This window comes from Streptomyces sp. Q2 (assembly GCF_056820935.1).
The window spans coordinates 71,858-95,050 of sequence record NZ_JBXEJE010000042.1; the positions used below are offsets into that span (position 1 = coordinate 71,858).

At 70.2% G+C, this 23,193-nt stretch carries 26 protein-coding genes and 1 pseudogene; 13 read left to right on the plus strand and 14 right to left on the minus strand.

The features are described from left to right. Positions 1–20: 20 nt before the first annotated feature. Together ACWBNA_RS37170 and ACWBNA_RS37175 are read left to right on the plus strand one after the other, a co-directional pair. Positions 21–1,235 (plus strand): sensor histidine kinase, encoded by a 1,215-nt coding sequence (locus tag ACWBNA_RS37170; RefSeq protein ID WP_482708954.1) that lies wholly within the window; start codon positions 21–23, stop codon positions 1,233–1,235. Further along, positions 1,232–1,906, plus strand: coding sequence for a response regulator transcription factor (locus tag ACWBNA_RS37175; RefSeq protein WP_482708955.1), 675 nt, complete (start codon positions 1,232–1,234; stop codon positions 1,904–1,906). Before ACWBNA_RS37170 ends, ACWBNA_RS37175 begins: the two co-directional genes overlap by 4 nt. An 845-nt stretch (positions 1,907–2,751) precedes the next feature. On the opposite strand, the gene ACWBNA_RS37180 is transcribed toward ACWBNA_RS37175, so the two are convergent. Together ACWBNA_RS37180 and ACWBNA_RS37185 are read right to left on the minus strand one after the other, a co-directional pair. Then, positions 2,752–3,705: a hypothetical protein gene (locus ACWBNA_RS37180; protein ID WP_482708957.1), complete on the minus strand. Its 954-nt coding sequence runs from the start codon at positions 3,703–3,705 to the stop codon at positions 2,752–2,754. Beyond that, complete coding sequence (locus ACWBNA_RS37185) at positions 3,702–4,283, minus strand: SigE family RNA polymerase sigma factor (protein ID WP_482708958.1); 582 nt, start codon at positions 4,281–4,283, stop codon at positions 3,702–3,704. Before ACWBNA_RS37185 ends, ACWBNA_RS37180 begins: the two co-directional genes overlap by 4 nt. An 81-nt stretch (positions 4,284–4,364) precedes the next feature. Between ACWBNA_RS37185 and ACWBNA_RS37190 the strand changes: the two genes are divergently transcribed. Further along, complete coding sequence (locus ACWBNA_RS37190) at positions 4,365–4,853, plus strand: protein-tyrosine phosphatase family protein (RefSeq protein ID WP_482708959.1); 489 nt, start codon at positions 4,365–4,367, stop codon at positions 4,851–4,853. Here the strand turns inward: ACWBNA_RS37190 and ACWBNA_RS37195 are convergent. Next, positions 4,827–5,399, minus strand: a complete 573-nt coding sequence (locus ACWBNA_RS37195; RefSeq protein WP_482708960.1) for a class I SAM-dependent methyltransferase — start codon at positions 5,397–5,399, stop codon at positions 4,827–4,829. The two genes, ACWBNA_RS37190 and ACWBNA_RS37195, sit on opposite strands and share 27 nt — an antisense overlap. A 56-nt stretch (positions 5,400–5,455) precedes the next feature. Between ACWBNA_RS37195 and ACWBNA_RS37200 the strand changes: the two genes are divergently transcribed. Beyond that, positions 5,456–6,223: an AraC family transcriptional regulator gene (locus ACWBNA_RS37200; RefSeq protein WP_482708961.1), complete on the plus strand. Its 768-nt coding sequence runs from the start codon at positions 5,456–5,458 to the stop codon at positions 6,221–6,223. Here the strand turns inward: ACWBNA_RS37200 and bla are convergent. The 5 genes and pseudogenes from bla to ACWBNA_RS37225 all read right to left on the minus strand — a co-directional run bounded on the left by bla (position 6,216) and on the right by ACWBNA_RS37225 (position 11,295). Beyond that, the gene (gene bla / locus ACWBNA_RS37205) at positions 6,216–7,097 is read right to left on the minus strand and encodes a class A beta-lactamase (RefSeq protein ID WP_482708962.1); all 882 of its coding nucleotides are present in this window, start codon (positions 7,095–7,097) and stop codon (positions 6,216–6,218) included. The genes ACWBNA_RS37200 and bla overlap by 8 nt on opposite strands. A 288-nt stretch (positions 7,098–7,385) precedes the next feature. After that, entirely contained in the window at positions 7,386–8,462 is a 1,077-nt protein-coding gene (locus ACWBNA_RS37210) for a hypothetical protein (RefSeq protein ID WP_482708963.1), read from the minus strand. A 331-nt stretch (positions 8,463–8,793) separates the two neighbouring features. Then, a complete protein-coding gene (locus ACWBNA_RS37215; RefSeq protein ID WP_482708964.1) occupies positions 8,794–10,278 on the minus strand; it encodes an alpha/beta hydrolase in 1,485 nt (494 codons plus the stop codon). 137 nt (positions 10,279–10,415) lie between these two features. Beyond that, entirely contained in the window at positions 10,416–10,697 is a 282-nt protein-coding gene (locus tag ACWBNA_RS37220; RefSeq protein ID WP_482708965.1) for a DUF397 domain-containing protein, read from the minus strand. Then, positions 10,679–11,295: pseudogene (locus ACWBNA_RS37225) on the minus strand (helix-turn-helix domain-containing protein). Before ACWBNA_RS37225 ends, ACWBNA_RS37220 begins: the two are co-directional and overlap by 19 nt. Positions 11,296–11,613: 318 nt before the next feature. Between ACWBNA_RS37225 and ACWBNA_RS37230 the strand changes: the two are divergent. Genes ACWBNA_RS37230 through ACWBNA_RS37240 form a run of 3 tightly spaced genes read left to right on the plus strand, consistent with a single transcriptional unit; the run spans position 11,614 to position 13,489 of the window. Continuing rightward, entirely contained in the window at positions 11,614–11,829 is a 216-nt protein-coding gene (locus ACWBNA_RS37230; protein WP_482708979.1) for a hypothetical protein, read from the plus strand. A 47-nt stretch (positions 11,830–11,876) separates the two neighbouring features. After that, positions 11,877–12,626: a DNA repair protein RecO gene (gene recO, locus ACWBNA_RS37235; RefSeq protein ID WP_482708966.1), complete on the plus strand. Its 750-nt coding sequence runs from the start codon at positions 11,877–11,879 to the stop codon at positions 12,624–12,626. Between the two features lie 29 nt (positions 12,627–12,655). Next, positions 12,656–13,489 carry an isoprenyl transferase gene (locus ACWBNA_RS37240; protein ID WP_482708967.1) on the plus strand — a complete coding sequence of 278 codons (834 nt, stop codon included), beginning with the start codon at positions 12,656–12,658 and terminating at the stop codon, positions 13,487–13,489. Positions 13,490–13,700: 211 nt separating this feature from the next. Here the strand turns inward: ACWBNA_RS37240 and ACWBNA_RS37245 are convergent, their stop codons facing one another. The 4 genes from ACWBNA_RS37245 to ACWBNA_RS37260 are packed head-to-tail and all read right to left on the minus strand — an operon-like array spanning position 13,701 to position 16,824. Beyond that, positions 13,701–14,117, minus strand: coding sequence for a Fur family transcriptional regulator (locus ACWBNA_RS37245; protein ID WP_217239868.1), 417 nt, complete (start codon positions 14,115–14,117; stop codon positions 13,701–13,703). Positions 14,118–14,177: 60 nt separating this feature from the next. Continuing rightward, a complete protein-coding gene (locus ACWBNA_RS37250; RefSeq protein ID WP_482708968.1) occupies positions 14,178–15,080 on the minus strand; it encodes a metal ABC transporter permease in 903 nt (300 codons plus the stop codon). Then, positions 15,080–15,847 carry a metal ABC transporter ATP-binding protein gene (locus tag ACWBNA_RS37255; protein ID WP_482708969.1) on the minus strand — a complete coding sequence of 256 codons (768 nt, stop codon included), beginning with the start codon at positions 15,845–15,847 and terminating at the stop codon, positions 15,080–15,082. Before ACWBNA_RS37255 ends, ACWBNA_RS37250 begins: the two co-directional genes overlap by 1 nt. A 17-nt stretch (positions 15,848–15,864) precedes the next feature. After that, positions 15,865–16,824: a zinc ABC transporter substrate-binding protein gene (locus ACWBNA_RS37260; RefSeq protein ID WP_482708970.1), complete on the minus strand. Its 960-nt coding sequence runs from the start codon at positions 16,822–16,824 to the stop codon at positions 15,865–15,867. Positions 16,825–16,986: 162 nt separating this feature from the next. On the opposite strand from ACWBNA_RS37260, the gene ACWBNA_RS37265 reads away from it, so the two are divergent. Next, positions 16,987–18,369 (plus strand): glycine--tRNA ligase, encoded by a 1,383-nt coding sequence (locus ACWBNA_RS37265; protein WP_482708971.1) that lies wholly within the window; start codon positions 16,987–16,989, stop codon positions 18,367–18,369. Positions 18,370–18,421: 52 nt separating this feature from the next. Here ACWBNA_RS37265 and ACWBNA_RS37270 read toward each other — a convergent pair whose 3' ends face one another. Continuing rightward, positions 18,422–19,534, minus strand: a complete 1,113-nt coding sequence (locus ACWBNA_RS37270) for an endonuclease/exonuclease/phosphatase family protein (protein WP_482708972.1) — start codon at positions 19,532–19,534, stop codon at positions 18,422–18,424. A 204-nt stretch (positions 19,535–19,738) separates the two neighbouring features. Here ACWBNA_RS37270 and ACWBNA_RS37275 point away from each other — a divergent pair, with 204 nt between their 5' ends. From ACWBNA_RS37275 to ACWBNA_RS37285, 3 genes are all read left to right on the plus strand, one after another. Next, positions 19,739–20,755, plus strand: a complete 1,017-nt coding sequence (locus ACWBNA_RS37275; RefSeq protein WP_482708973.1) for an aldo/keto reductase — start codon at positions 19,739–19,741, stop codon at positions 20,753–20,755. A 25-nt stretch (positions 20,756–20,780) separates the two neighbouring features. Then, on the plus strand, positions 20,781–21,371 hold the full coding sequence (locus ACWBNA_RS37280) for a TetR/AcrR family transcriptional regulator (RefSeq protein ID WP_482708974.1): 591 nt from the start codon (positions 20,781–20,783) through the stop codon (positions 21,369–21,371). A 69-nt stretch (positions 21,372–21,440) separates the two neighbouring features. Next, positions 21,441–21,863 carry a VOC family protein gene (locus ACWBNA_RS37285; protein ID WP_482708975.1) on the plus strand — a complete coding sequence of 141 codons (423 nt, stop codon included), beginning with the start codon at positions 21,441–21,443 and terminating at the stop codon, positions 21,861–21,863. Between the two features lie 22 nt (positions 21,864–21,885). Here the strand turns inward: ACWBNA_RS37285 and ACWBNA_RS37290 are convergent, their stop codons facing one another. After that, positions 21,886–22,092: a hypothetical protein gene (locus ACWBNA_RS37290; protein WP_383867886.1), complete on the minus strand. Its 207-nt coding sequence runs from the start codon at positions 22,090–22,092 to the stop codon at positions 21,886–21,888. Positions 22,093–22,490: 398 nt separating this feature from the next. Here ACWBNA_RS37290 and ACWBNA_RS37295 point away from each other — a divergent pair, with 398 nt between their 5' ends. Then, a complete protein-coding gene (locus tag ACWBNA_RS37295) occupies positions 22,491–23,003 on the plus strand; it encodes a hypothetical protein (RefSeq protein WP_482708976.1) in 513 nt (170 codons plus the stop codon). A gap of 9 nt (positions 23,004–23,012) precedes the next feature. Beyond that, on the plus strand, positions 23,013–23,193 hold a 181-nt coding region (locus ACWBNA_RS37300), incomplete at its 3' end, for a hypothetical protein (RefSeq protein ID WP_482708977.1).

Sequence of the window (23,193 nt, forward strand, 5' to 3'; positions counted from 1 at the left end):
TCCGGGCGGAGGATGAGCCCGTGCAGGAGACCAGCCGCCCCAGCCTCAGCGACCGGATCATCGCGGCCTTCCACCGCGACCCCCGCAGCGCCCCGCACGGCACCCGCAACGACGCGTTCCTCGCGCTCGTGCTCGTCGTGGCCGCCGTGAGCATCGGTCTGTTCACCGACGACGGCCGCCGCCCGGACGCGCTCGGCTGGACACTGCTGCTCGCCCTGCACGTGCCGATCGTGTGGCGGCGGCGCCACCCACTGCTCGTCCTCGCCGTCGTGGTGGCGCTGGTCGTGCCGTACCACGCCCTCGACAACAACCACAACGCCCCCACCGCGGCGGCCTTCACCGCGCTGTACACGGTCGCGGTCACCGGCCGGCCCCTGCGCACGATCCTGACGGGGGCCGTCGTCCTCGTCATCTCGCTCAGCGTGATGCTCACCGTCGACACCAAACAGGCCGTCGAACTGCTGCGGATCTCCGGCTGGATCATCGCCGTGCTCTTCTGCGGCGTCGACGTCCGCTACTACCGCCAGTACGTCGCCTCGATCGTGGACCGCGCCGACCGCGCCGAACGCACCCGCGAGGAGGAGGCCCGCCGCCGGGTCGCCGAGGAGCGGCTGCGCATCGCCCGTGACCTGCACGACCTGCTCGCCCACAGCATCACCCTCATCGGCGTCCAGACCTCCGTCGCCGCCCACGTCCTGGCCGCCGACCCCGAGCGCCTCGACCGGGAGACGGTCGCCAAGGCCCTCGACGACATCTCCGAGACCTGCCGGAGCGCGCGCGGGGAACTCCGTACGACGCTGGAGGTGTTGCGGGCCTGCGAACACGGCGACGCGCGCGGCCCGCTGCCCGGCCTCGACGGCGTACCCGACCTGGTGGCGGCGGCCCGGCTCGCGGGGGCGCGCGTCGAGCCCGACGTACGGGTCCGGCAGGCGCCGCCCGCGGTGGGCGCGGCCGCGTACCGGATCGTGCAGGAGGCGCTGACCAACGCGGTACGGCACGCCGGCCCCGAACCCTGTGTGTCCGTCCGGATGTACGAGGACGAGGGCGCCCTGCACCTGTCCGTGACCGACGACGGCACCGGGCCCACGCCCGGAGGCACCCCCGGGTACGGGCTGGTCGGGATGCGGGAGCGCGCCCGCAGCGTCGGTGGCACACTCGACGCCGGACCGCGGCCGCGGGGGCGGGGCGGGTTCGAGGTGGCCGCGGTGCTGCCGCTGGGAGGGAGAACCGGATGACCATCCGCGTACTGCTCGCCGACGACCAGACCCTGGTGCGGGAGGCGTTCGCGATGCTTGTCGAGTCGGCGCGGGACATGGAGGTGGTCGGGCAGGCGGGTACGGGGCGGGAGGCGGTCGAGCTGGCGCGCGGTACCGGTGCCGATCTCGTCGTGATGGACGTCCGCATGCCCGACCTCGACGGCATCGAGGCGACCCGGCTGATCGCGGCGGACGAGGACCTGGCGGGGGTGAAGGTGCTGGTCCTCACGACCTACGACACGGACGAGAACATCGTCGAGGCGCTGCGGGCCGGGGCGTCCGGGTTCCTGGTGAAGGACACGCGGCCGGCCGAACTCCTCGACGCGATCCGTACCGTGGCGGCGGGGGAGGCGCTGCTGTCGCCGGGGCCGACGGCGCGGCTGATCGAGCGGTTCCTGCGGAGTCCTTCGGCGGCGGTGGCGGGGGGTGAGGGTGGGCCGGAGTGTCTGTCGGAACGTGAGCGTGAGGTGCTGGCGTTGGTCGCGCGTGGCCTCAACAACACGGAGATCGCGGGGGCGTTGGGACTGAGTCCGCTGACCGCGAAGACGCACGTCAGCCGGATCATGGGGAAGCTGGGGGCGCGGGATCGGGCCCAACTGGTGATCGTGGCGTACGAGTCGGGGATGGTGACGCCGGGGGGCGTCGGGTGACGGACTCGCTGGGGGCTCCGCCCTCGGGCCCCGGGGTGGCACCCATCCCGAGTCTCCCTCCCCCCGGTGGGGGTGCACGTCCCTGGGGGCTCCGCCCCCAGACCCCCGGACCTATGCCCACCCGCCACCCGACTCGGTTGGTGGAAAGGGTGGCCTCTCGACCTGCGGAGTCCGGTGGGACCCTGGGCCTGTGTCCGCTCAGTAGTGGACTCGGTTGGTGGAATGGGTGGCGTCTCGACCTGCGGAGTCGGGTGGGCTCCGGGGCCTGTGTCCGCTCAGTAGTGGACTCGGGTGGTGGAATGGGTGGCGTCTCGACCTGCGGCGTCGGGTGGGCTCCTGGGCCTGTGTCCGCTCTGGAGTGGACTCGGTTGGTGGAATGGGTGGCGTCTCGACCTGCGGCGTCGGGTGGGCTCCTGGGCCTGTGTCCGCTCTGGAGTGGACTCGGTTGGTGGAATGGGTGGCGTCTCGACCTGCGGCGTCGGGTGGGCTCCTGGGCCTGTGTCCGCTCAGTAGTGGACTCGGTTGGTGGAATGGGTGGCGTCTCGACCTGCGGAGTCGGGTGGGCTCCTGGGCCTGTGTCCGCCCAGTAGTGGACTTGGTCGGTTGGCGGGGTGGTCTGTTGATCCGCCGAGTCGGGTGGGCTTCTGGGCGGGTGGCTTCTCGACTCACCGAGTCGGGTGGTGGGTGGGCGAAGGTCCGGGGGTTCAGGGGGCGGAGCCCCCTGGCGGGGGCGAAGGGGCCGCCGAGCCCCTGGGATGGGATGGGTAGGGGCGGCGGGGGCGAGGAAAGACCCGAGGGGAGCCCCGGGGGTGCCGACCCCTGTGCGGCGCCCCCGGGGTGGGCCGTTACGGGAGGGTCTTCTCGTAAGTGGAGTCCTCGTCGGAGTCGTAGACGAGCTTGCCGCCGACGTCGTAGCCCTTGATGTGGGGCGCGAGGGTGACCTGCTGGTTCAGGATGCCGGAGGCGACGAACCAGCCGTGGTCGAGGGCGGCCTCGCTGGTGGCGTCGCCGTAGGAGACGGTGACCTTGGCCACCGACGGCTCCACCGTGCCGATGAACCCCCAGCGGAACGGCAGCTTCCAGTTCCCCTTGTCCAGGAACGACTGCTGGTACAGCTTGCCGCCGTTCATGTCGGCCAGCACGGGCGGAGAGTCCGGCAGCCGGTCGCTACCGCTGACGTTGAGCCCGGAGGCCTCACCGTCCTTGACGTTGCAGATCAGCCGGGTTTCCCGTGGCTTCTCCTGCACGGCGACGACGTAGATGCCGTCACCGGGCGCGTTGGTGTCGCCGGTGCTGTTCTGCGCCAGGATGATCCGGTAGCTGTCGGCCGTACCCAGGTTCAGCTTGAGCCCGCCTTTCTTCTCCTGCTCGCGCTGATCGGCCAGGCACTTCTCCAGCCCGTCGGCGGCCCGCGCGAACGTGATCCCGTCGAGCAGCTGCCCCGGCGTGGCCGGCCCGGCGGGCCCGGTCGGCGTCGGCGACGCACTGGGCGTCGGTGTCGCCGACCGCGAGGCGGAGACGGACGACTGCGGCGACGCCGTGACCGACCCCCCGCCCGGCCCCCCGACCGCATACGCCCCCACCGGCACCGCCGCCAGCGTCACCAGAACCGCCCCGGCCGCAGCCACCCGGCGCCGCCGCTCCACCACGCCCTGGCGGCGGATCGCCGGGTACGGTGCCTGCGAGGGCCGGATCGTGTAGGCGTCCTCGGCGAGCAGCCCACGCAACTGCTCCTCGAAGTCGGGCCCGTCTTCCCGCCCCGGCCCCGGCCCCTGCCCCTGCCCCTGTTCCACGCTCACCTGGTTCCTCCCTGTCCCGCGACCGACGTGCCGGCGGATGACGTGCCGGCGGATGACGTGCGACTGCGCTCGGGCCCGTCCATCGCCTGCGCGAGCCCCGGATACGTACGCAACTTCGCCAGCCCCTTGGACGCCTGGCTCTTGACCGTGCCGGGGGAGCAGCCGAGCATCTCGGCGACCTCCGCCTCGGACAGGTCCTCCCAGTACCGCATGACGATCACCGCTCGCTGCTTCGGCGGCAGCCCGGCCAGCGCGCCGATCAGGACACCTCTCTCGTCGACCCGTGCCACGGCCTCGTCGCGTCCCGCCACCTCCGGCGGCGCCGCGGTCAGTGACTCCGTGACACGCCGCTTGCGGAACCGGTCGCTGTTGCAGCTGACCAGCATCCGACGGACGTACGCCTCCGGGCTGTCGCTGCGTGACACGCGCCGCCAGGAGCGGTACGCCTTCGCCAGCGCCGTCTGTGTCAGGTCCTCGGCGTGGTGCACGTCGCCGGTGAGCAGATACGCGGTCCGTACGAGCCGGGACCATCGGGCTCTGACGAATTCCTGGAACTGGGCCTCTTGTTCGGCCTGCATCAAGCACCCTCCCTCGCCCCCCAGACCACCGTTCTCCCGGATTCGGTTGCCTGTCGTCCGGCACGGCGTTCGAATGGGCCCATGGGGAGTATGGAGCTGTGGGACGAGCGGGACGCCGGGGTGCTGCGACTGCCTTCCGGGCGGCTGGTGCGGGGCAGGGGTCTGCGGCACCCCCTGGCACCGGGGGCGCCGAGCCCGTCGTACGGCGTGTATCTGCTCGGCCGGCAACCGCCCCCGGTGCACTGGGAGTCCCGCTGGCTGCGCTGGCCCGACTTCCGGCTGCCCGCCGACCGTACGACTGCCCGCGCGGTCCTCACCGACGCCTGGGAACGGGCCGCCGGTGAGCGTGTGGAGCTCGCCTGCGGCGGCGGACGCGGCCGTACGGGCACGGCGCTCGCCTGTCTCGCGGTGCTGGACGGCGTGCCGGCGGAGGAAGCCGTCGCCTACGTCCGCCGCCACTACGACCGGCACGCGGTGGAGACGCCGTGGCAGGCGCGGTACGTACGGCGGTTCGGAGCGGCTGCGGGTTCAGGGGCGGCGGGTTCAGGGGCGGCGGGCGCGGAAGCGTAGGCCGCCGCTTTGCGGGTGCGTGTCCACGGACACGTCCGTGAAGCCGGCCTTCTCCAGGCGGGCCGGCAGACCCGCCGGGTCGAGGGTGTTCATCGTGTCCCGGAAGTGGAGGACGCGGAAACGCAGGCCCGGTTGGCTGTCGCTGCCGGCGAAGGTGCCGCCGGGGCGCAGCACGCGGAACGCCTCGGCGAAGATGCGGTCCTGGTGGGTGGCGGTGGGCACGTGGTGGAGCATCGTGAAGCAGACGACGGAGTCGAAGGACGCCCCGGGCAGGGGGAGTTCGGCGCCGTCCGCGAGGAGGACACGGGCGCGGTCGCCCCACTCGGCCTGGAGCAGTCGGACCGTGTCCGCGTCGATCTCGGCGGCCGTCAGACGCGGCACCAGGTCGACGAGGACGCGGAGGTTGGCGCCGTAGCCGGGGCCGATCTCCAGTACGTCCGCGCCGAGGTCCACGTGTTCCAGCGCCCAGGGGAGGATGCGGTCCTTGGTCTTCTGCGCCCAGTTCTCGGAGCTGCAGATCCTGCGGTGGGCTCGGTTCATCGGCATGGCATCGACGCTAGGCGGGGCGTGCGGGCGTCCACCAGGCGCTAGTGTGCCGTCCCATGTCGCCGAACGGACAGTACCGCCCGTACGACACCGCCGGTTCGGGCATCTTCGTCGGTCACTTCAGCATGCCGCGCGGCAGCGCCTTCACCACGCACTGGCACGGACACCATCAACTCGCCTCGTCGGCGAAGGGGTTGCTGCGGGTACGCAGCGAGCGGGGGGTGTGGCTGCTGCCGCCGTCGCTGGCCCTGTGGATCCCGGCGGGGGTCGCGCACGCCACCGAGTCGGCGGGCGACGCCGTCATGCGCAGTCCGTACGTCGACCCGGAGTGCTGTCCGCACATCGACTGGCGGGAGCCGACCGTGGTGGCGGTGACACCCTTGCTACGCGCCCTCATCGACCACCTGATCGGCGCGGACCTGGCCCCGGACGCCCGTACCCGCGCCGAGGCCGTACTCCTCGACGAACTGCGTCCGGTGCCGGTCGCGGGCATCTCCGCGCCCCTTCCCCGCGACCCGCGCGCCCGCTCGGTGGCCGAGGCGCTGCGGGCCGACCCCGCGGACGGCCGGAGCCTCGCCGACTGGGGCGCTCAGGTCGGCTCCAGCGCACGGACGTTGGCCCGTCTCTTCGTCGCCGAGACCGGCCTCGCCTTCGGGCAGTGGCGGGAGCGCTCGCGGATGCAGTCCGCGATGCCGCACCTCGCGGCGGGCCTGCCGATCGAGTCGGTGGCCCGCCGCGTCGGCTATGCCACGGCCAGCTCCTTCACCGCCGCGTTCCACCGGCTGGTGGGCGTGACACCGAGGCAGTACTTCCCGGTCAGCTGAGGGCTTCGGCCAGCAGCGCCGCCGTGTCCGCGACCAGAGCGTCGTCCCATGCCGCGTCCTGGGCGGGCTTCGTCGACAGGACGGACAGGACGACCGGGGCGCCGGTGCCGGTCCAGGCGATGCCCACGTTGTTGGTGGTGCCGTAGGAGCCGGAGCCCGTCTTGTCGGCGATCGTCCACGCGGCCGGGAGGCCCGCGCGGAAGCGTTTGACGCTGGTCGTGTTGTTCAGCAGCCAGTGCGTGAGGAGGGCGCGGTCCTCGCGGTTCAGTGCCTTGCCGAGGACCAGTCGGCCGTAGGTCCGGCCGATGGCGTACGGGCTCGTCGTGTCAGTGATCCGCCACGGCTCGGCCGAGTTGAGGTCCGTCTCCCAGCGGTCGAGGCGCGTCACCGGGTCGCCCAGGGAGCGGGCGAAGCGGGTGATCGCGGTGGGACCGCCGAGCTCGCGCAGGAGGAGGTTGCCCGCGCCGTTGTCGCTGTAGGTGATGGCCACCTCGGCGAGTTCGGCGACGGTCATGCCCTCGGCCAGGTGCTCCCTGGTCTTGTCGGAACCCGTCGCCGGCAGGTCGGCCTCCGTGTAGTGGATACGACGGGCCAGGAACTCGCCGTGGCGATCCAGGTCGCGCAGGACGGCCGCGGAGGCGAGCGTCTTGAACAGGGAGCACATCGGGAACAGCTCGTCGGCGCGGTGCCGGACGGTCCGCCCGGTGGCGAGGTTGTGGGCGAAGACGCCCAGGCGGGCGCCGTGCCGCTCCTCCAGGCGCCGGAGGCGGGCGGTGACGCCCGCGCCCGGGTCGCCGGTGGCGTGCGCGGGCACGCTGGAGAGCAGGGTGGCCGCGGCGGCGGTGCCGGCCGCGAGGAGGGTGCGTCGGGTCATCTGGGACTGTGCGGAGTCTAAGATCTCGCTCTCCTTCGCTGGATGTGCGTCGACGATCTCTCCAGTGATCGACGCCGGATCTCATCCCTTGGTTGCGGGGCCGCAGGGGAGCGACTGAGCGCAGTTGTCGACTGACACCTACGACTGACACCTACGACTGACACCAACGGCTGACACAGGCTCGAACAGCAGCGGTCAGTCGACCGTAGTTGCCAACTGGGAAGGCACATTTTTCAGCGGCACGATTTCTGGCCCCCGGAAAACCGCAACGTACCCCAACCCCCACTATCAATCCGGCCCTGCTCCACGTGACCGGATGCGTTCCATCACCGGAATCCGCCTACGTGTATCTCCAACGCGAGGCGCTTCTCGGACGGTTGGGCCAGTTTCAAACCCTCGCTCTGGAGCTCGCACATTATCCAGGACCAGCTGGCCTTGCTTGTCAAGCGCGCGAGTCACGGATTCTTGCAGAATCCCAAACGTGGCAGCCCAAGCCAGTATTTGCGTATCCGTGTCAAGGGCGGTTAGCCCCGGAATGAACTGACCACTGACCAGCAGGACCCCCAGAACCGCAGAAAGGGCACCCACTGGAAGTCTCAGAGCGAGAAGAAGGGCTGGGATATGGTAGGGCCCTGCCGTGCCGCGCATCTTTGTAAGGGAAGCCGTTCCCGCCAAGGCGGCAGCAAGCATTCCCGAAAATTCCACGAGAAGGACATCACTGCCATCGGGAGTCGCGCCGATCGGACAGACCCTGGGGCGCGAAGGAGGTTGGAAGCAGAACTTGGAAGCGAGTCCGGCTGGGTCGATGAAGCTCCATGTCATGAACGCAGCTGCAATGGCTGTCATGATCGCGATTGAAAAGGCTACTATGCGCCCAAAGCTGCGAACTCTGGCTCTCTCGGCCTCCTCGGCCCGGAAAGCTTCGTGCAGGGTGTCGGCAGCAAGGTCTCTCGCCTTGTCATTCAAGGGCGCGTAACCCTGCTTCAGCTCACTCCCGAGCCGCTTCAATCCCAAGTCGCTGGGGTGCAGATGAAGCATGCACTGAGCCAATATTCGAACCCCCCGCCACCTCAGCTCCCTTTCAGGTAGGATTCGGAGCATCTCGACCTCGGCCTCGTGCATGTTGGCCATTGCCCTGTCGTGAGCAGCGCCAGTGATGCGCGCCCACCAGCCACCTTTTAAGGCCACTCGTGCCGCATCCAGTTGCACGCGCGCTTTCTTTGCGACTTCCATGTCGGCAGGCGAAACCGAATCAGCTGCCGCGATTCGGTTGAGTTGCGATTGAAGCTCTGCGATATGTGCACCAACCCTTGCGCACCACGGCGTCTGTTGCTGACCTGCGACGTCTCCGTCATTTTCCGGCATGGGCAGCTCCACTCGCAGGGTACGAGACCCCCTCTCACTATATGACTGGGATGCGCGGGCACTGCAACTCGAACGCAGGGAAAGCGGTAAGCGTGAATAGGAAACATTTAAGGATGGAACCGAGCGGAGTGACCTTCATCGGCTTCGAAAGTGCGCCCAGCTCGCAGTGCAAACGGCTCCACCACGGCCTTGTGGATGTGGTGTGCCGTCTGCCGTTCACCGGTACGCGGGCCCCCACCGTGTTCGATCGAGCGCAAGCCGCGAGGGACAAGAATGATTCACCGGGTTGGCCCTCGCCCGACGCCTGTGCCTGGGCGTGCCGATCGTCCGGTCAGTCGCAGTAGACGTCGGCTTCCGGTCGCTCGCCGGTGGCCAGGAAGCGGGACACCGTCTCGTCCCCGCACGCGTTGCCGTTGTCGAGGTAGGCGTCGTGGCCGGTGGAGTTCACCGTGACCATGACGGCACGGTCGCCGAGGGCGCGGCGGAGCTTCAGGGCGCCGGCGAGCGGGGTGGCGACATCCCGTTCGTTCTGTACGAGCAGGATGTTGGACGGGCCGCGGTCGGTGATCCGCACCGGCGCCTGCTTCGGCGGGTTCGGCCACGCGGCGCACACCATCGCGTTGCGTGGCATGCCCGCGGTCAGCGGGTACGCGGCCCGGCTCGCGTCGACGCCCTTCTGGTACTCGGCGGCCGACGTGGGCCACGCGATGTCGTTGCACAGCGTCGCGGCACCGACCGCGGCGACGTTCTGCAGCACCTCCTCCGGCGGCATGGCGGGCGCGGGCGGCACGGTGCCCTTGCGGGCGGCGAGGATCAGCTTCGCGAGGGCGGGGAAGTCGTCGGGGTCGTAGAGGCTGTCCAGCAGGGTTTGGCGCAGCACGTTGCCGTTCAGCTCCTCCGGGTTGGCGCCGGGCCACGGGATGGGCTCCCGGTCGAGCCGCGCGGCCAGCTCCAGGAACAGCGGCCGCACCTCGGCCGCCGTCCCGGCCAGCCGGTCCGGGTTGTCCGGCGCCGACGCCCACTTCGCGAACTCGGGGAACGTGTCCTCGACCCCCTGCTCGTGCCCGGCGAGCCAGGCGCGGGAGACGCGGGTGGGGTCGGGGTCGTCGTTGCTGTCCAGCACGATCCGGTCCGTGCGGTGCGGGAACAGCTGGCTGTAGACCGAGCCGACATACGTCCCGTACGAGACGCCCCAGGCGGAGATCGTGCGCTCGCCGAGCGCGGCCCGGATGCGGTCGAGGTCGCGGGCCTCGGTCGCCGTGTCGATGTGGCGCATCAGCTCGCCGCCGTTACGGGCGCAGGCGTCCGCCATTCGCCGCGCGGTGACCATGTTCTCGGCGACGGAACCGTCCGGGGCGGGCCAGGGCCGAAGCTTCGACAGGGCGAGGTCGGCGTGGCCGAGGCCGCAGTCGACGGAGGTGGAGGGGGCGAGGCCGCGCGGGGCGAAGCCGACGAGGTCGTAGGTGTCGCGTACGTCCTGCGGGAGCTTCTGGCCCTTGCCGGAGGGGTTGTTGAGGCTGGACCCGCCGGGCCCTCCCGGGATCAGCACCAGCGCCCCGCGGCGGGCGTCAGGGTCCTCGGCGGGGATGCGGGAGACGACGACGTCGATCTTCCGGCCGCTCGGGTCGGCGTGGTCCATCGGCACCTCGACGGTCGCGCACTGCTGCCGGGGGTCGAGGCCGGCGCCCGCGCACTTCGTCCACCGGAGGGAGGGGGTGGCGGCGGAGGCCGAGGCGGACGTGGTCAGCGGGGCGGTGAGACCGAGGAGGACGGCGGAGGTGGCGACCAGGGCTGCGTTTCTCTTGATCTGCGTCATGCGGACGAGCCTCGCGGAACCCGACGGTTCGCCACATCCGGGTAACTTCCGTGTTGTGGGGCGGGGTTACCCCCACAGCGGTGCTCGGGTTTCCCCGGAGCCCGAGAGCCAACCCGTGGCAACAGCCACGTCCGCCATCAGGCGACCCCGACGGTACGGATGAACTCCGTCCACGCGACGGGCCCGACGAGCAGCACGGGCCCACCGGGCACCTTGCTGTCACGGACCGGGACGACGACACCGGGGACTTCGTCGGCGACCTCGACGCAGCTGCCGCCCTCGCCGTTGCTGTATGTGCTCTTGCGCCGGCTGGCGGCGCCTGGGAAGTCGTACGCGACCTCGACGCAGTCCTCCCCGCCGCTGCCGCCGCTGTGGCTGCTCTTGCGCCAGCGGGCGTTGCTCAGGTCGTACTCGCGCATCGTCTGTAGTCCTCCGCCACCGACTCGATCAGGGCAAGGGTCGCCTCCGGCGACAACGCGGCGGCCCTGATGCCATGATCCCGGCGTCGCCGACCGGGATGCGCAGAGTTGTCTCGTGCAGGACCGCCCAATACACCGGCCGTGTAGCGTTCTTGAGGAGCTGCGTCCGGTCCATGCGTCCTCTGGCCAACTCTTCGATGTACTCGTCGGTGGCCGGCGGATTGCCCGCAAGGAACACTGCTCGCGCGTACTCCCGCGTCTGGAGCAGGCCCCGGAATCACCGTCGGTGCGTACTCGCAGATCTCCGTCGCCAGTCGCTCCAGCTCCACCACGTGCGCGAAGTACTCCGTGTATGGCTGCTCCTTGATGAGCTTTCTCAGAGCCGTTTGAAAAGGCCATCGGTTTGTAGTACTCCGTCAATGCGCTGAGCCACATCCAATTGCGGTTTCCGAATCGCCTGTTCGAACTGTCCGATGTACCCACCGGGCACGAAAACCCTCAATCCCAGTTCCGCCTGCGTGATACCCGCGTCTTCGCGCCGCCGCTTCAGCTCTGTCCCGAAGAACTCCCACACCGCCTGGCGCGAACCGTTGGCCATAGCCAACCTTCCTCCCCTGACGCGCACTTGTAGTGCACAGACTCCTGCCGAGTGTAGGCCCCGCAGGGCACTCTGGAGATGAGAAGAGTGAAACTCAAAAAGGAAGGGGAGCACGGTGGAGTCACGGCACTCGGCGCACTGCGTCGAAGAGACGGAGGAAACGGTGAAAGAATTGCGCGAGGCACTCCTTGTGGCAGGAATTAAACTTCCGTCACTGGGGTTCGATCCGGTGAGTCTTGCGCGGGAGGCACCCTGTCCGCTCATCGAATTGGGGCGGTGTTCCGTGGAGACCGCGCAGCGACTCGCCGCGGTGTCGCGGTGAAGCCGCCGGTGGGGGCGTACGTCGTGGACACCCGGAGCGGGAGGGTGGGGATCGTCATGGGGCACGAGGGGCCGTATGTGCAACTGAGACCGTACGGCGGGGGCCGGGAGTGGGACGCCGATCCGGGTGCCGTACGGCATGCCACCCCGACCGAGCGGCTGAGCACGATGACGGCGTACGCCAACGCGCGCAGCCGCGGTGAGGTGCCTTGACGCACGGGGACGACGGGGGACAGCCGGCGTAGGCGAGAATGGGCCCCATGAGTCTGTTCCGTGACGACGGCGTCGTGCTGCGCACCCAGAAGCTGGGTGAGGCGGACCGGATCATCACCCTGCTCACGCGCGGTCACGGGCGGGTACGGGCCGTGGCCCGCGGGGTGCGCAGGACCAAGTCGAAGTTCGGGGCCCGGCTGGAGCCGTTCTCCCACGTCGACGTGCAGTTCTTCGCGCGGGGGAGCGAGCTGATCGGGCGCGGGCTGCCGCTGTGCACGCAGAGCGAGACCATCGCGCCGTACGGGGGCGGGATCGTCGCGGACTACGCGCGCTACACCGCCGGGACGGCCATGCTGGAGACCGCCGAGCGGTTCACCGATCACGAGGGCGAGCCGGCGGTGCAGCAGTATCTGCTGCTCGTCGGCGCGCTGCGGACGCTGTCCCGGGGCGAGCACGCCCCGCACCTGATCCTCGACGCGTTCCTGCTCCGCTCCCTCGCCGTCAACGGCTACGCGCCCACCTTCACCGACTGCGCGAAGTGCGGCATGCCCGGACCGAACCGGTTCTTCTCGGTGGCGGCCGGGGGCTCGGTCTGCGTCGACTGCCGGGTGCCGGGGAGTGTCGTACCGTCGCCGCAGACCCTGGAACTCCTCGGGGCGCTGCTTACGGGAGACTGGGAGACCGCGGACGCGAGCGAGCCGCGGTATGTCCGGGAGGGGAGCGGGCTGGTGTCCGCGTACCTGCACTGGCATCTGGAGCGCGGGCTGCGCTCCCTTCGCTACGTGGAAAAGTCCTAGCCAGCAAGCACGAGGAGACGAGAAGCACCATGGCCGTACGCGGGATCCTGGGGCGTCAGCGCCGCGAGTACAAGACGCCGGAGCCGCACCCGTCCGGGGCCCGCCCGCCGAAGCTCCCCGGTGAGCTGGTGCCCACCCACGTGGCGATCGTCATGGACGGGAACGGCCGCTGGGCCAAGGAGCGCGGCCTGCCGCGCACGGAGGGGCACAAGGTCGGCGCCGAGCGGGTGCTGGACGTGCTCCAGGGTGCGATCGAGCAGGGTGTGAAGAACATCTCCCTGTACGCCTTCTCCACCGAGAACTGGAAGCGGTCGCCGGACGAGGTGCGCTTCCTGATGAACTTCAACCGCGACTTCATCCGCAAGACCCGTGACCAGCTCGACGAGCTGGGGATCCGGGTGCGCTGGGTGGGCCGTATGCCCAGGCTGTGGAAGTCCGTCGCCAAGGAGCTCCAGGTCGCCCAGGAGCAGACCAAGGACAACGACAAGCTGACGCTGTACTTCTGCATGAACTACGGCGGCCGTGCCGAGCTCGCGGACGCGATGCAGGCCATGGCGGAGGACGTGAAGGCCGGCCGGCTCGACCCGTCCAAGGTCACCGAGAAGACCATCCAGAAGTACCTGTACTACCCGGACATGCCGGACGTGGACCTGTTCCTGCGGCCGAGCGGCGAGCAGCGCACGTCCAACTACCTGCTCTGGCAGAGCGCCTACGCCGAGATGGTCTTCCAGAACGTGCTGTGGCCGGACTTCGACCGGCGGGATCTGTGGCGTGCGTGCCTGGAGTTCGCCTCGCGGGACCGGCGCTTCGGTGGGGCCATCCCCAACGAGGAGCTGCTTGCCATGGAAGGCAAGCAGGAGTAGTCGGCCTGGCGGGCGCCCGGTGTTGCTGCGGGCCGGAGGGTGGGTGCGCAACCCGGCGCTGCGGGGCGCCGCTGCGCCCACCCGTGCCGCCCTGCGGCACGATCGCCCGCAGCGGGGGCGGCTGCGACTGCCCGCAGCTACGGCGGCTGCGGCTGTCGGCGGCTATGGCGGCGCGATTGCCCGCGGCTACGGCGGCTGCGGCCGCCTGCCGCTACGCAGTCTTCGCCGCGCAGTCCTCGCACGTGCCGAAGATCTCCACCGTGTGGGCCACGTTCACGAAGCCGTGTTCCGAGGCGATGGCCTCGGCCCAGGTTTCCACCGCCGGGCCCTCCACCTCAACGGCCTTGCCGCAGACGCGGCAGACGAGGTGGTGGTGGTGGTCCCCGGTGGAGCAGCGGCGGTAGACGGACTCGCCGTCGGAGGTGCGCAGGACGTCGACCTCGCCGGCGTCGGCGAGGGACTGGAGCGTGCGGTAGACCGTGGTCAGCCCGACCGAGTCGCCCTTGTGCTTGAGCATGTCGTGGAGATCCTGGGCGCTGCGGAACTCGTCGACCTCGTCGAGGGCCGCCGCCACGGCGGCCCGCTGCCGGGTTGCGCGGCCCTTCACGGACGGTCCTGCGGTCGTCACCGGTTGCCTCCTTAACGTCTGCTCCTGCCGGGCCATTGTGCCAGTCCGGCCTGTCAGTGGTCAGACGCCGACCTCTCCGCCGGATCCGCGGCTGGCCGGAATCGCACACTCCGCGGGATCCCCGGCAGGCTGCGCGGCCGCCTGTGCCCGCGCGCGCCGCCGGGCCAGCGGGGCCGCCAGCGCGGTCAGCAGGATGAACGCCGCGATGGCGAGCAGGACGATCGTCGCGCCGGGCGGCACGTCCTGGTAGTACGACGTCGCGGTGCCACCGACGGCCACCGAGACGCCGATGCCCACCGCGATCGCGAACGTGGCCGCGAAGCTGCGGCTCAGCTGCTGCGCCGCCGCGACCGGCACCACCATCAGCGCCGACACCAGCAGCAGGCCGACCACGCGCATCGCGACGGTGACGGTGACCGCCGCGGTGATCGCCGTCAGCAGGTTCAGGGCACGCACGGGCAGGCCGGTGACCCGCGCGAACTCCTCGTCCTGGCTCACCGCGAACAGCTGGCGGCGCAGACCGAGGGTGACCAACAACACGAAGGCGGCCAGAACGCAGATCGCCGTGATGTCCGACTCGCTCACCGTCGACAGCGAGCCGAAGAGGAACGACGTCAGGTTCGCGTTCGAGCCCCTCGGCGTGAGGTTGATGAGCATCACGCCGCCGGCCATGCCGCCGTAGAAGAGCATCGCGAGGGCGATGTCGCCGCGCGTCCTGCCGTACCAGCGGATCAGTTCCATGGTGACCGCGCCGAGCACGGACACGAGCGTGGCCGTCCACACCGGTGACCAGGACAGCAGGAAGCCGAGGCCGACGCCGGTCATCGCCACGTGGCCGATGCCGTCGCCCATCAGGGCCTGGCGGCGCTGGACGAGGTAGATGCCGACGGCCGGGGCCGTGATGCCGACCAGGACCGCGGCCAGGAGCGCCCGCTGCATGAAGGCGTAGTTCAGGAGGTCCATCAGCTCAGCAGTCCTGTGCGGATCGGTTCGGCGTCGTGGGCCGCGTGCGGGTGTACGTGGTCGTGGCCGGGCAGCGCGTGCTGGCCGAGGGCCTGCGGGGGCGGGCCGTCGTGCATGACACAGCCGTCGCGCAGGACGACGGCCCGGTCGATCAAGGGCTCCAGCGGGCCCAGTTCGTGCAGGACGAGCAGGACGGTCGTGCCCTGGGCGACCTGCTCACGCAGGGTCGACGCCAGCACCTCCTGGCTCGCCAGGTCCACGCCGGCCATCGGCTCGTCCATGATCAGGAGGTCGGGTTCGGCGGCGAGGGCGCGGGCGATCAGCACGCGCTGGTGCTGGCCGCCGGAGAGGGCGTCGACGGAGTCCTTCGCGCGGTCGGTCATGCCGACCAGGTCCAGCGCACGGCGAACGGCGGCGTGGTCGGCCTTGCGGAGCACGCCGAAGCGGGCGCGGGAGAGGCGGCCGGAGGAGACGATCTCGGTGACCGTCGCCGGGACGCCGCCGGCGGCCGTGGTGCGCTGCGGGACGTAGCCGAGGCGGGCCCAGTCGCGGAAGCGGCGACGTGGGGTGCCGAACAGCTCGATCTCGCCGTCGCTGACGGGCACCTGGCCGATGATGGCGCGGATCGCCGTCGACTTGCCGGAACCGTTGGCTCCGAGCAGCGCGACGACCTCACCGCGGGACACGGTGAGGTCGATGCCGCGCAGGACCGGGCGCGAACCCAGCTCGGCACGGACGCCGCGCAGGGAGATGACGGGTTCGCTCACAAGGTCCTCCGTAGGGATCACTTGGCGCCTAGAGCGGACTGCAGCGCCTTGAGGTTGGACTCCATGACCTGGAAGTAGTCGTCGCCCTTGGACTTGGACGTGATGCCCTCGATGGGGTCGAGCACGTCCGTCTTGAGGCCCGCGTCCTGGGCGAGGGTCTTCGCGGTCTTGTCGGACACCAGTGTCTCGTAGAAGACGGTGGTGACGCCGTCGGCCTTGGCCTCGGTCTGCAGTTCCCTGATCCGGGCCGGGCTGGGCTCGCTCTCCGGGTCGAGGCCGGAGATGGCCTCCTGGGTCAGGCCGTAGCGCTCGGCGAGGTAGCCGAAGGCGGCGTGGTTGGTGAAGAAGACCTTGCTGTCGGTGGTCTTCAGGCCGTCGGCGAACGCGGTGTTCAGATCGCCGAGCTTCTTGGTCAGCGCGTCGGCGTTCTTGCGGTAGTCCGCCGCGTTGTCCGGGTCGGCTTTCTCGAAGTCCTTGGCGATGCCCTCGGCGACCTCGGCGTACTTCACCGGGTCGAGCCAGACGTGCGGGTCGAGGGCGTGCTCCTCCTCCTCCTCGGAGGGGGCCTCCTCGCCCTCGTGCTCGTGCTCGACGTCGCCGTGGTCCTCCAGCTCGGTCAGGGTGGCCGCGTCGATCTTGTTCTTGACGTCGGCCTGCCCGACCGCCTCGTCGACGGCCGGCTGGAGGCCCTTGAGGTAGAGCACCGCGTCGGACTCCTGGAGCTGCGCGGTCTGCTTGGCGCTGATCTCCAGGTCGTGCGGCTCCTGGCCGGGCTCGGTGAGACTGGTGACGTTCACATGGTCCCCGCCGATCTGCTCGGCGAGGAAGGCCATCGGGTAGAACGAGGCGACGACGTCGAACTTGTCCGTGTTGCCCGCGGCCGCGCTGTCGCTCGAGCAGGCGGAGAGGGTGCCGAGGCCGAGGGCGGTGACCGCGGCGACCGCGATGCCGGATATGTGGTGTCGTCGTACGTTCATGACACTCATTTTCAACAAATATGGAAACCGTTGTCAACAAACGTGGTGAGAGGCCCTGTACAGGGACCGATTTGATCGGAGGGGAGTCCCCGCCGGTAACCTGAAGCATTCGCTCTGAAGCATCCTCGCTTCGTCGCCCGTCGTCGTAATGAAGAGAGCACCGTGGCCGCCGACAAGATCGACACCATCGTCAGCCTGAGCAAGCGCCGTGGCTTCGTATTCCCCTGCAGTGAGATCTACGGCGGACAGCGCGCCGCCTGGGACTACGGGCCGCTGGGTGTCGAGCTCAAGGAGAACCTCAAGCGCCAGTGGTGGCGCTACATGGTGACGTCGCGCGAGGACGTGGTCGGTATCGACTCGTCCGTGATCCTGGCCCCCGAGGTCTGGCAGGCCTCCGGCCACGTCGCCACCTTCACCGACCCGCTCACCGAGTGCACCTCGTGTCACAAGCGGTTCCGTGCCGACCACCTTGAAGAGGCGTACGAGGCCAAGCACAACCGCCTGCCGGAGAACGGCCTGGCGGACGTGAACTGCCCCAACTGCGGCAACAAGGGCCAGTTCACCGAGCCCAAGCAGTTCTCGGGTCTGCTCTCCACGCACCTCGGCCCCACCCAGGACAGCGGCTCCGTCGCCTACCTGCGTCCCGAGACCGCCCAGGGCATCTTCACCAACTTCGCCCAGGTGCAGACCACATCGCGCCGCAAGCCGCCGTTCGGCATCGCGCAGATGGGCAAGTCCTTCCGCAACGAGATCACGCCCGGCAACTTCATCTTCCGCACCCGCGAGTTCGAGCAGATGGAGATGGAGTTCTTCGTCAAGCCGGGCGAGGACGAGAAGTGGCAGGAGTACTGGATGGAGCAGCGCTGGAGCTGGTACACCGGCCTCGGCATGCGCGAAGAGAACATGCGGTGGTTCGAGCACCCGAAGGAGAAGCTCTCCCACTACTCCAAGCGCACCGCCGACATCGAGTACCGCTTCCAGTTCGGCGGCAACGAGTGGGGTGAGCTGGAGGGCGTCGCCAACCGCACCGACTACGACCTCGGCGCCCACTCCAAGGCCTCCGGCCAGGACCTGTCCTACTTCGACCAGGAGGCCGGCGAGCGCTGGACGCCGTACGTCATCGAGCCCGCGGCCGGTGTCGGCCGCGCGATGCTGGCGTTCCTGCTCGACGCCTACATCGAGGACGAGGCGCCCAACGCCAAGGGCAAGCTGGAGAAGCGCACGGTGCTGCGCCTGGACCCGCGGCTGTCCCCGGTGAAGGTCGCCGTGCTTCCCCTGTCGCGGAACCCCGAGCTCTCGCCGAAGGCCAAGGGCCTCGCCCAGGCGCTGCGGCAGAACTGGAACATCGACTTCGACGACGCCGGCGCCATCGGCCGCCGCTACCGCCGCCAGGACGAGATCGGTACGCCGTTCTGCGTGACGGTCGACTTCGACACCCTGGACGACAACGCGGTGACCGTGCGCGAGCGTGACTCGATGAAGCAGGAGCGCGTGTCGCTGGACCAGATCGAGGGTTACCTGGCGGCGCGTCTCATCGGCTGCTAGGTGTTCGCCCGGTTCCCCGCACCCCTGGGTGGGGTGCGGGGAACCGTTCGTTTTACAGGTCCACGTCCACGTAGAGCGCCGCGTGGTCGGAGGCCGCGTTGCCCTTCGAGGTCACGGTGTCGAAGGCCTTGATGTCGTCCGCGAAGATGCCCCGGGTCTCCAGGCCGACGTGTTGCACCTCCTGCCACACCTCCGGCGCCAGCAGCAGGTAGTCGAGCTTGTTCTGCTCGCTCTTGCACTCCCCGAACGTGCCGGGCAGCCCGCCGTAGGAGCGGTGTGACATCACGTCCCGCAGCCCGGTGCCCAGCAGCTCCGCGGCCGCGTCGCTCTCCGGGTGGTCGTTGAGATCCCCGGCGACGACGACGTGCGGTGTGCGCTCCAGCGCGGCCCGGTAGATCTCCGCGACCCGCCTCGCCTGGGCCAGCCGCAGTTCCGGGTCGTCGTGGGACTTGCTCTTCAGGTGGTTGCCGAGGACCACGAGGGGCGTGCCGTTGAGCTGGATCTCGAACTCGGGGCAGTCGCGGCTGAAGAGGCGCTGGTCGGGACGTTCCGGGTTGGTCTCGAAGAGGTGGGTCCGGACGGACGTGATCGGGTGCCGGCTCAGGATCCCGATGTCGATGCCCCGGCTGTCGTTGCCGTCGACCAGGAGGCAGTACGGGTACGGCCGCCTGCCGAGCGCTCCGGCCAGGACCTGTGTGTTGAAGCGCTCCAGGGTGAGCCGGTCCTCGACCTCCACGGTGAGCAGGATGTCGGCGTCGACCTCCGAGACCACCCGGCCGGTGTTCCGCACCACGTCCAGGTCGAGGTCGTCCCGCCCCAGTTCGGCCCAGCCGGCCCAGGCGGCACGGCCCTTGGCGGTGACCTCGACGGTGGTGTTCTTCCCCGACCCCTTCGTCCTGAACAGCCCAGAGTCCTTGCCCGGGCGGGACTGGTTGACGTAGATCGGCGGCGGGTTCTCCGGGGCTATCTCGTACGCCCGGTGCTTCTCGACGAGCCGGGCGATCTCCTTCTTGTCGGCGTCCTGGTACACCGGCAGGTCGAGGCGAGCGACCAGTGCGCCGAAGTCGTCGAGGATCTCCTTGCGCTTCGCCGGGTCCTCCAGGCGGAAGGCCGTGGGCCGGCGGAAGACGTTCTCCATGTTGAACGTGGCGATACGGATGCTCATGCGGGCCTCCTGGGGCGGCGCGAGAGGGCCGCTCGACCGACGGCAGGCGCCGCCGAGGTGACTGCACGCCGACATCTCCCATTGTCCTCGGGGTACTCGTGCCGTCGACCGGACAGCTGACGGGTGACCGATAGCAGATAACAGGTGACAGATGTCAGCTGACAGATATTGAAATCTGTCAGCCACGGTGTCAGGGTGGGTGTCATGACGATGCACACGCGCACTCTCGGAACCACCGGCCCCCAGGTCTCCGCCCTCGGTCTCGGCTGCATGGGCATGTCCGCGCTGTACGGCGACGCCGACCGCACCGAGTCGATCGCCACGATCCACGCCGCCCTGGAGGCGGGCGTGACCCTGCTCGACACCGGCGACTTCTACGGCATGGGCCACAACGAGCTGCTGATCGGCGAGGCCCTGCGCACCGCGCCCGCCGCCCGCCGTGAACAGGCCCTGGTCAGCGTGAAGTTCGGCGCACTGCGCGACCCGGACGGCGGCTGGGCCGGATACGACGGCCGCCCGGCCGCCGTGAAGACCTTCGCCGCGTACTCGCTCCAGCGCCTCGGCGTCGACCACATCGACGTCTACCGGATCGCCCGGCTCGACCCCGCCGTACCGATCGAGGAGACGGTCGGCGCGATCTCCGAACTCATCGAGAAGGGGTACGTCCGGCACGTCGGCCTGAGCGAGGTCGGCGCCGACACCATCCGCCGGGCCGCCGCCACCGCCCCCGTCAGCGACCTCCAGATCGAGTACTCCCTCATCTCCCGCGGCATCGAGGAAGAGATCCTGCCGACCACCCGCGAACTGGGCATCGGCGTCACGGCGTACGGCGTCCTGTCCCGCGGCCTGATCTCCGGCCACTTCACCGGCGACCGGCAGCTCGCGGCGAACGACTTCCGGGCGAGGTCCCCGCGCTTCCAGGGCGAGAACCTCCAGCACAACCTGAACCTCGTCGAGGCCCTGCGGAAGATCGCCGAGCAGAAGGGCGTCAGCGTCGCCCAGATCGCCATCGCCTGGGTGCTCTCACGGGGCGCGCAGCACAACGACGACATCGTGTCGCTGGTCGGTGCGCGGACCCGGGAGCGGCTGGCGGAGTCGCTCGGCGCGCTGGACGTCACCCTGGAGGCGGCCGACCTCGCCGCGATCGAGGACGCCGTACCGGCCGGGGCCGCCGCCGGCGAACGCTACCCGGCCGCCCAGATGGCACACCTCGAGAGCTGACCCGGCCGCCGGGTACGGTCTGCTCATGCCACCGACCAGCGAGATCCTGACCGCCGAGCGCATCCTCGAAGCCACCGAGGAGGTGCTGCGCCGCCACGGACCGGCCAAGGCGACCGTGGTGGACGTGGCCCGCGCGCTCGGCGTCAGCCACGGCAGCGTCTACCGCCACTTCCGGACGAAGGCGGCACTGCGGGAGGCGGTCACGAAGCGATGGCTGGACCGCACGTCCGCGTCCCTGGCCGGAATCGCCGCCGACCCCGGGCGGGACCCCGCGCAACGCCTCCGCGACTGGCTCGCGGCCCTCTTCGAGGCCAAGCGCCGCAAGGCGGGCGACGACCCCGAGCTGTTCGCCACGTACATGGTCCTGGTCGACGAGAACGGCGGAGCGGTCGGCGAACACATCACCGACCTCACCGCCCAGCTGACCCGCGTCGTCCGGGCCGGCGTGGAGGCCGGCACCTTCACGACCGCCGACCAGGCCGCCACCGCCCGCGCCGTCTTCCAGGCGACAGTCCGCTTCCACGACCCGCGCTACGCGCGCGAGTGGGAACTGCCGGACGTGGAGGGCGACTTCGAGGCGCTGGTCGACCTGCTGCTACGGGGTCTCGCGGCCTGAACTCGCGGGAATCGCCCGGTCGGCGGCAGGGTTGAGGGGTCAAGTGCCCGCGATCTTCGAGGAGCCGACATGGTCGACAAAGCCGACACGTCCGACGAGCCCGCCGTCCGGGAACTCCGCCTCGTCGTCACGGCGGCCGACTACGACGCGGCACTGCACTTCTACCGAGACGTCCTCGGCCTGCCCGAACGCGCCGCGTTCGCCTCCGAGGACGGGCGGGTCACCATCCTCGAAGCCGGCCGGGCCACCCTGGAGCTGACCGACCCGAACCACGCCGCCTTCATCGACGAGGTCGAGGTCGGACGGCGGGTCGCCGGCCACATCCGGGTCGCCTTCCAGGTCGACGACTCGACCGCCACGACCGAGAAACTGGCCGCCGCCGGAGCCGAGGTGGTCGCCGAGCCGACCCGCACCCCCTGGAACTCGCTGAACTCCCGGCTGGAGGCACCGGGCGCGCTGCAGCTGACGCTCTTCACGGAGCTCGGCGAGTAGAGGCGCTACACCCCGGCAGGACCTACGCCCCGGCCGGATCCACCGTCGCCTGGTGCGCCTCCGCGAGGTGCTCCTCCGCCTTCAGCCAGGGCAGGAACTGCGCCCCCTTGCGCCAGCCGCACGTGTCGCATCTGATCGTGCGCTGCATTCCCGCACGCTGTACCCGCACGACGTGCTCGCGCCCGTGCTGGTCCCACCGGCTCACCTTGCTCGTGTTGATCTCCAGCATGCCGCCTCCAGAGGCCCGGCCCTGTGAGTTGGTTGACACAGGACCTGTTGACGCAGCAAGGAGTGTGCAGCAAGACCAACATCAACAGGGGATCCTTCACACCGACTTGGCCAACCCGTGTTCTGGGACCGTGGTGACCAGGGCGTTCCCGTGCGCAGCACGCCGCTGCCCGGAGCGGCTGGGGCGGCCGGGCGCTCCGCACCGAGTCCCTTGACGCCTGCGAGGGGTCTGAGACCGCGACGTCTGCGAGGCCTGAGACCGCCACGAGGTCATCGCCCACCGCCACGGCGCACCGCCGCTCCGCCACGCTGCCCAGGTGATCCCCCGGACTCCGGATGACTCTCCGAAGTGCGGGAACTCGGGTCACCGAAAGGTGAGGCACCGACCCGAGGAGAGTCATGGCCGAGCAGAAGTCGACACAGAATCTCCCGCAGCCGCTGCGGGCGGCCGCCTCGGTACTGCGCGCGGTACCCGGTGCCGGAACGGTGGGCCGGGCGGCCGAGGGCGCGCTGGACAAGATCGGAGCGGTGTCGCCGCGCGGGCGGCGGATCGCCGTGTACACCGGCGCCGGGGTGCTCGGCGTCGCGGGAGTCGTGGAGTGGCCCGTCGCGGTCACCGGAGCGGCGGTGGCGTGGCTGACGCAGCCGCGACGGGAGGAGACGCAGGAGCAGGAGCAGGAGCAGGAGCGGGCGGACACCGTCGGCGGTACTGCACGTGCGGGCGCGGCGTCCGGCACGCCGCCGACGCCGCAGGTACTGGCCTCGACCTCCGGCAGGCCGTCCGCTGAGGACACGGCGGTACCCGCCACGCCCTCCGACAAGCTGCCCACAGCATCCTCAGGAAGCGGCGGAAGCGGTGGGAGCAGGCCGAGTGGTTCGACGACGGCCCGACGTACTCGTACGAACGGCTGAGGGCGAGCGATGAGCGGAGGACTTCTCTCCCGTCCCACAGCAGCGGCCGCCGGGCTCGTCATGGCCGGCCCGCGACTGCTCGCCCGGGGTACGGCACCCGCCGTGGGCGTCGCCGCCGGCGCGGTGGCAGGCACGGCCCGGGCCGGCGTGCGCAGCGCCGACTTCGCGCTGCGCGCGGCCCGCGTCACCC

Coding starts and splice junctions, on each gene's coding strand:
- ACWBNA_RS37175 (WP_482708955.1), top strand. CDS start 1,232: ATGACCATCCGCGTACTGCTCGCCGACGACCAGACCCTGGTGCGGGAG.
- ACWBNA_RS37185 (WP_482708958.1), bottom strand. CDS start 4,283: ATGCAGGCCGAACAAGAGGCCCAGTTCCAGGAATTCGTCAGAGCCCGA.
- ACWBNA_RS37190 (WP_482708959.1), top strand. CDS start 4,365: ATGGGGAGTATGGAGCTGTGGGACGAGCGGGACGCCGGGGTGCTGCGA.
- ACWBNA_RS37195 (WP_482708960.1), bottom strand. CDS start 5,399: ATGCCGATGAACCGAGCCCACCGCAGGATCTGCAGCTCCGAGAACTGG.
- ACWBNA_RS37200 (WP_482708961.1), top strand. CDS start 5,456: ATGTCGCCGAACGGACAGTACCGCCCGTACGACACCGCCGGTTCGGGC.
- bla (WP_482708962.1), bottom strand. CDS start 7,097: ATGACCCGACGCACCCTCCTCGCGGCCGGCACCGCCGCCGCGGCCACC.
- ACWBNA_RS37210 (WP_482708963.1), bottom strand. CDS start 8,462: ATGCCGGAAAATGACGGAGACGTCGCAGGTCAGCAACAGACGCCGTGG.
- ACWBNA_RS37215 (WP_482708964.1), bottom strand. CDS start 10,278: ATGACGCAGATCAAGAGAAACGCAGCCCTGGTCGCCACCTCCGCCGTC.
- ACWBNA_RS37220 (WP_482708965.1), bottom strand. CDS start 10,697: ATGCGCGAGTACGACCTGAGCAACGCCCGCTGGCGCAAGAGCAGCCAC.
- recO (WP_482708966.1), top strand. CDS start 11,877: ATGAGTCTGTTCCGTGACGACGGCGTCGTGCTGCGCACCCAGAAGCTG.
- ACWBNA_RS37240 (WP_482708967.1), top strand. CDS start 12,656: ATGGCCGTACGCGGGATCCTGGGGCGTCAGCGCCGCGAGTACAAGACG.
- ACWBNA_RS37250 (WP_482708968.1), bottom strand. CDS start 15,080: ATGGACCTCCTGAACTACGCCTTCATGCAGCGGGCGCTCCTGGCCGCG.
- ACWBNA_RS37260 (WP_482708970.1), bottom strand. CDS start 16,824: ATGAACGTACGACGACACCACATATCCGGCATCGCGGTCGCCGCGGTC.
- ACWBNA_RS37270 (WP_482708972.1), bottom strand. CDS start 19,534: ATGAGCATCCGTATCGCCACGTTCAACATGGAGAACGTCTTCCGCCGG.
- ACWBNA_RS37275 (WP_482708973.1), top strand. CDS start 19,739: ATGACGATGCACACGCGCACTCTCGGAACCACCGGCCCCCAGGTCTCC.
- ACWBNA_RS37280 (WP_482708974.1), top strand. CDS start 20,781: ATGCCACCGACCAGCGAGATCCTGACCGCCGAGCGCATCCTCGAAGCC.
- ACWBNA_RS37285 (WP_482708975.1), top strand. CDS start 21,441: ATGGTCGACAAAGCCGACACGTCCGACGAGCCCGCCGTCCGGGAACTC.
- ACWBNA_RS37290 (WP_383867886.1), bottom strand. CDS start 22,092: ATGCTGGAGATCAACACGAGCAAGGTGAGCCGGTGGGACCAGCACGGG.
- ACWBNA_RS37295 (WP_482708976.1), top strand. CDS start 22,491: ATGGCCGAGCAGAAGTCGACACAGAATCTCCCGCAGCCGCTGCGGGCG.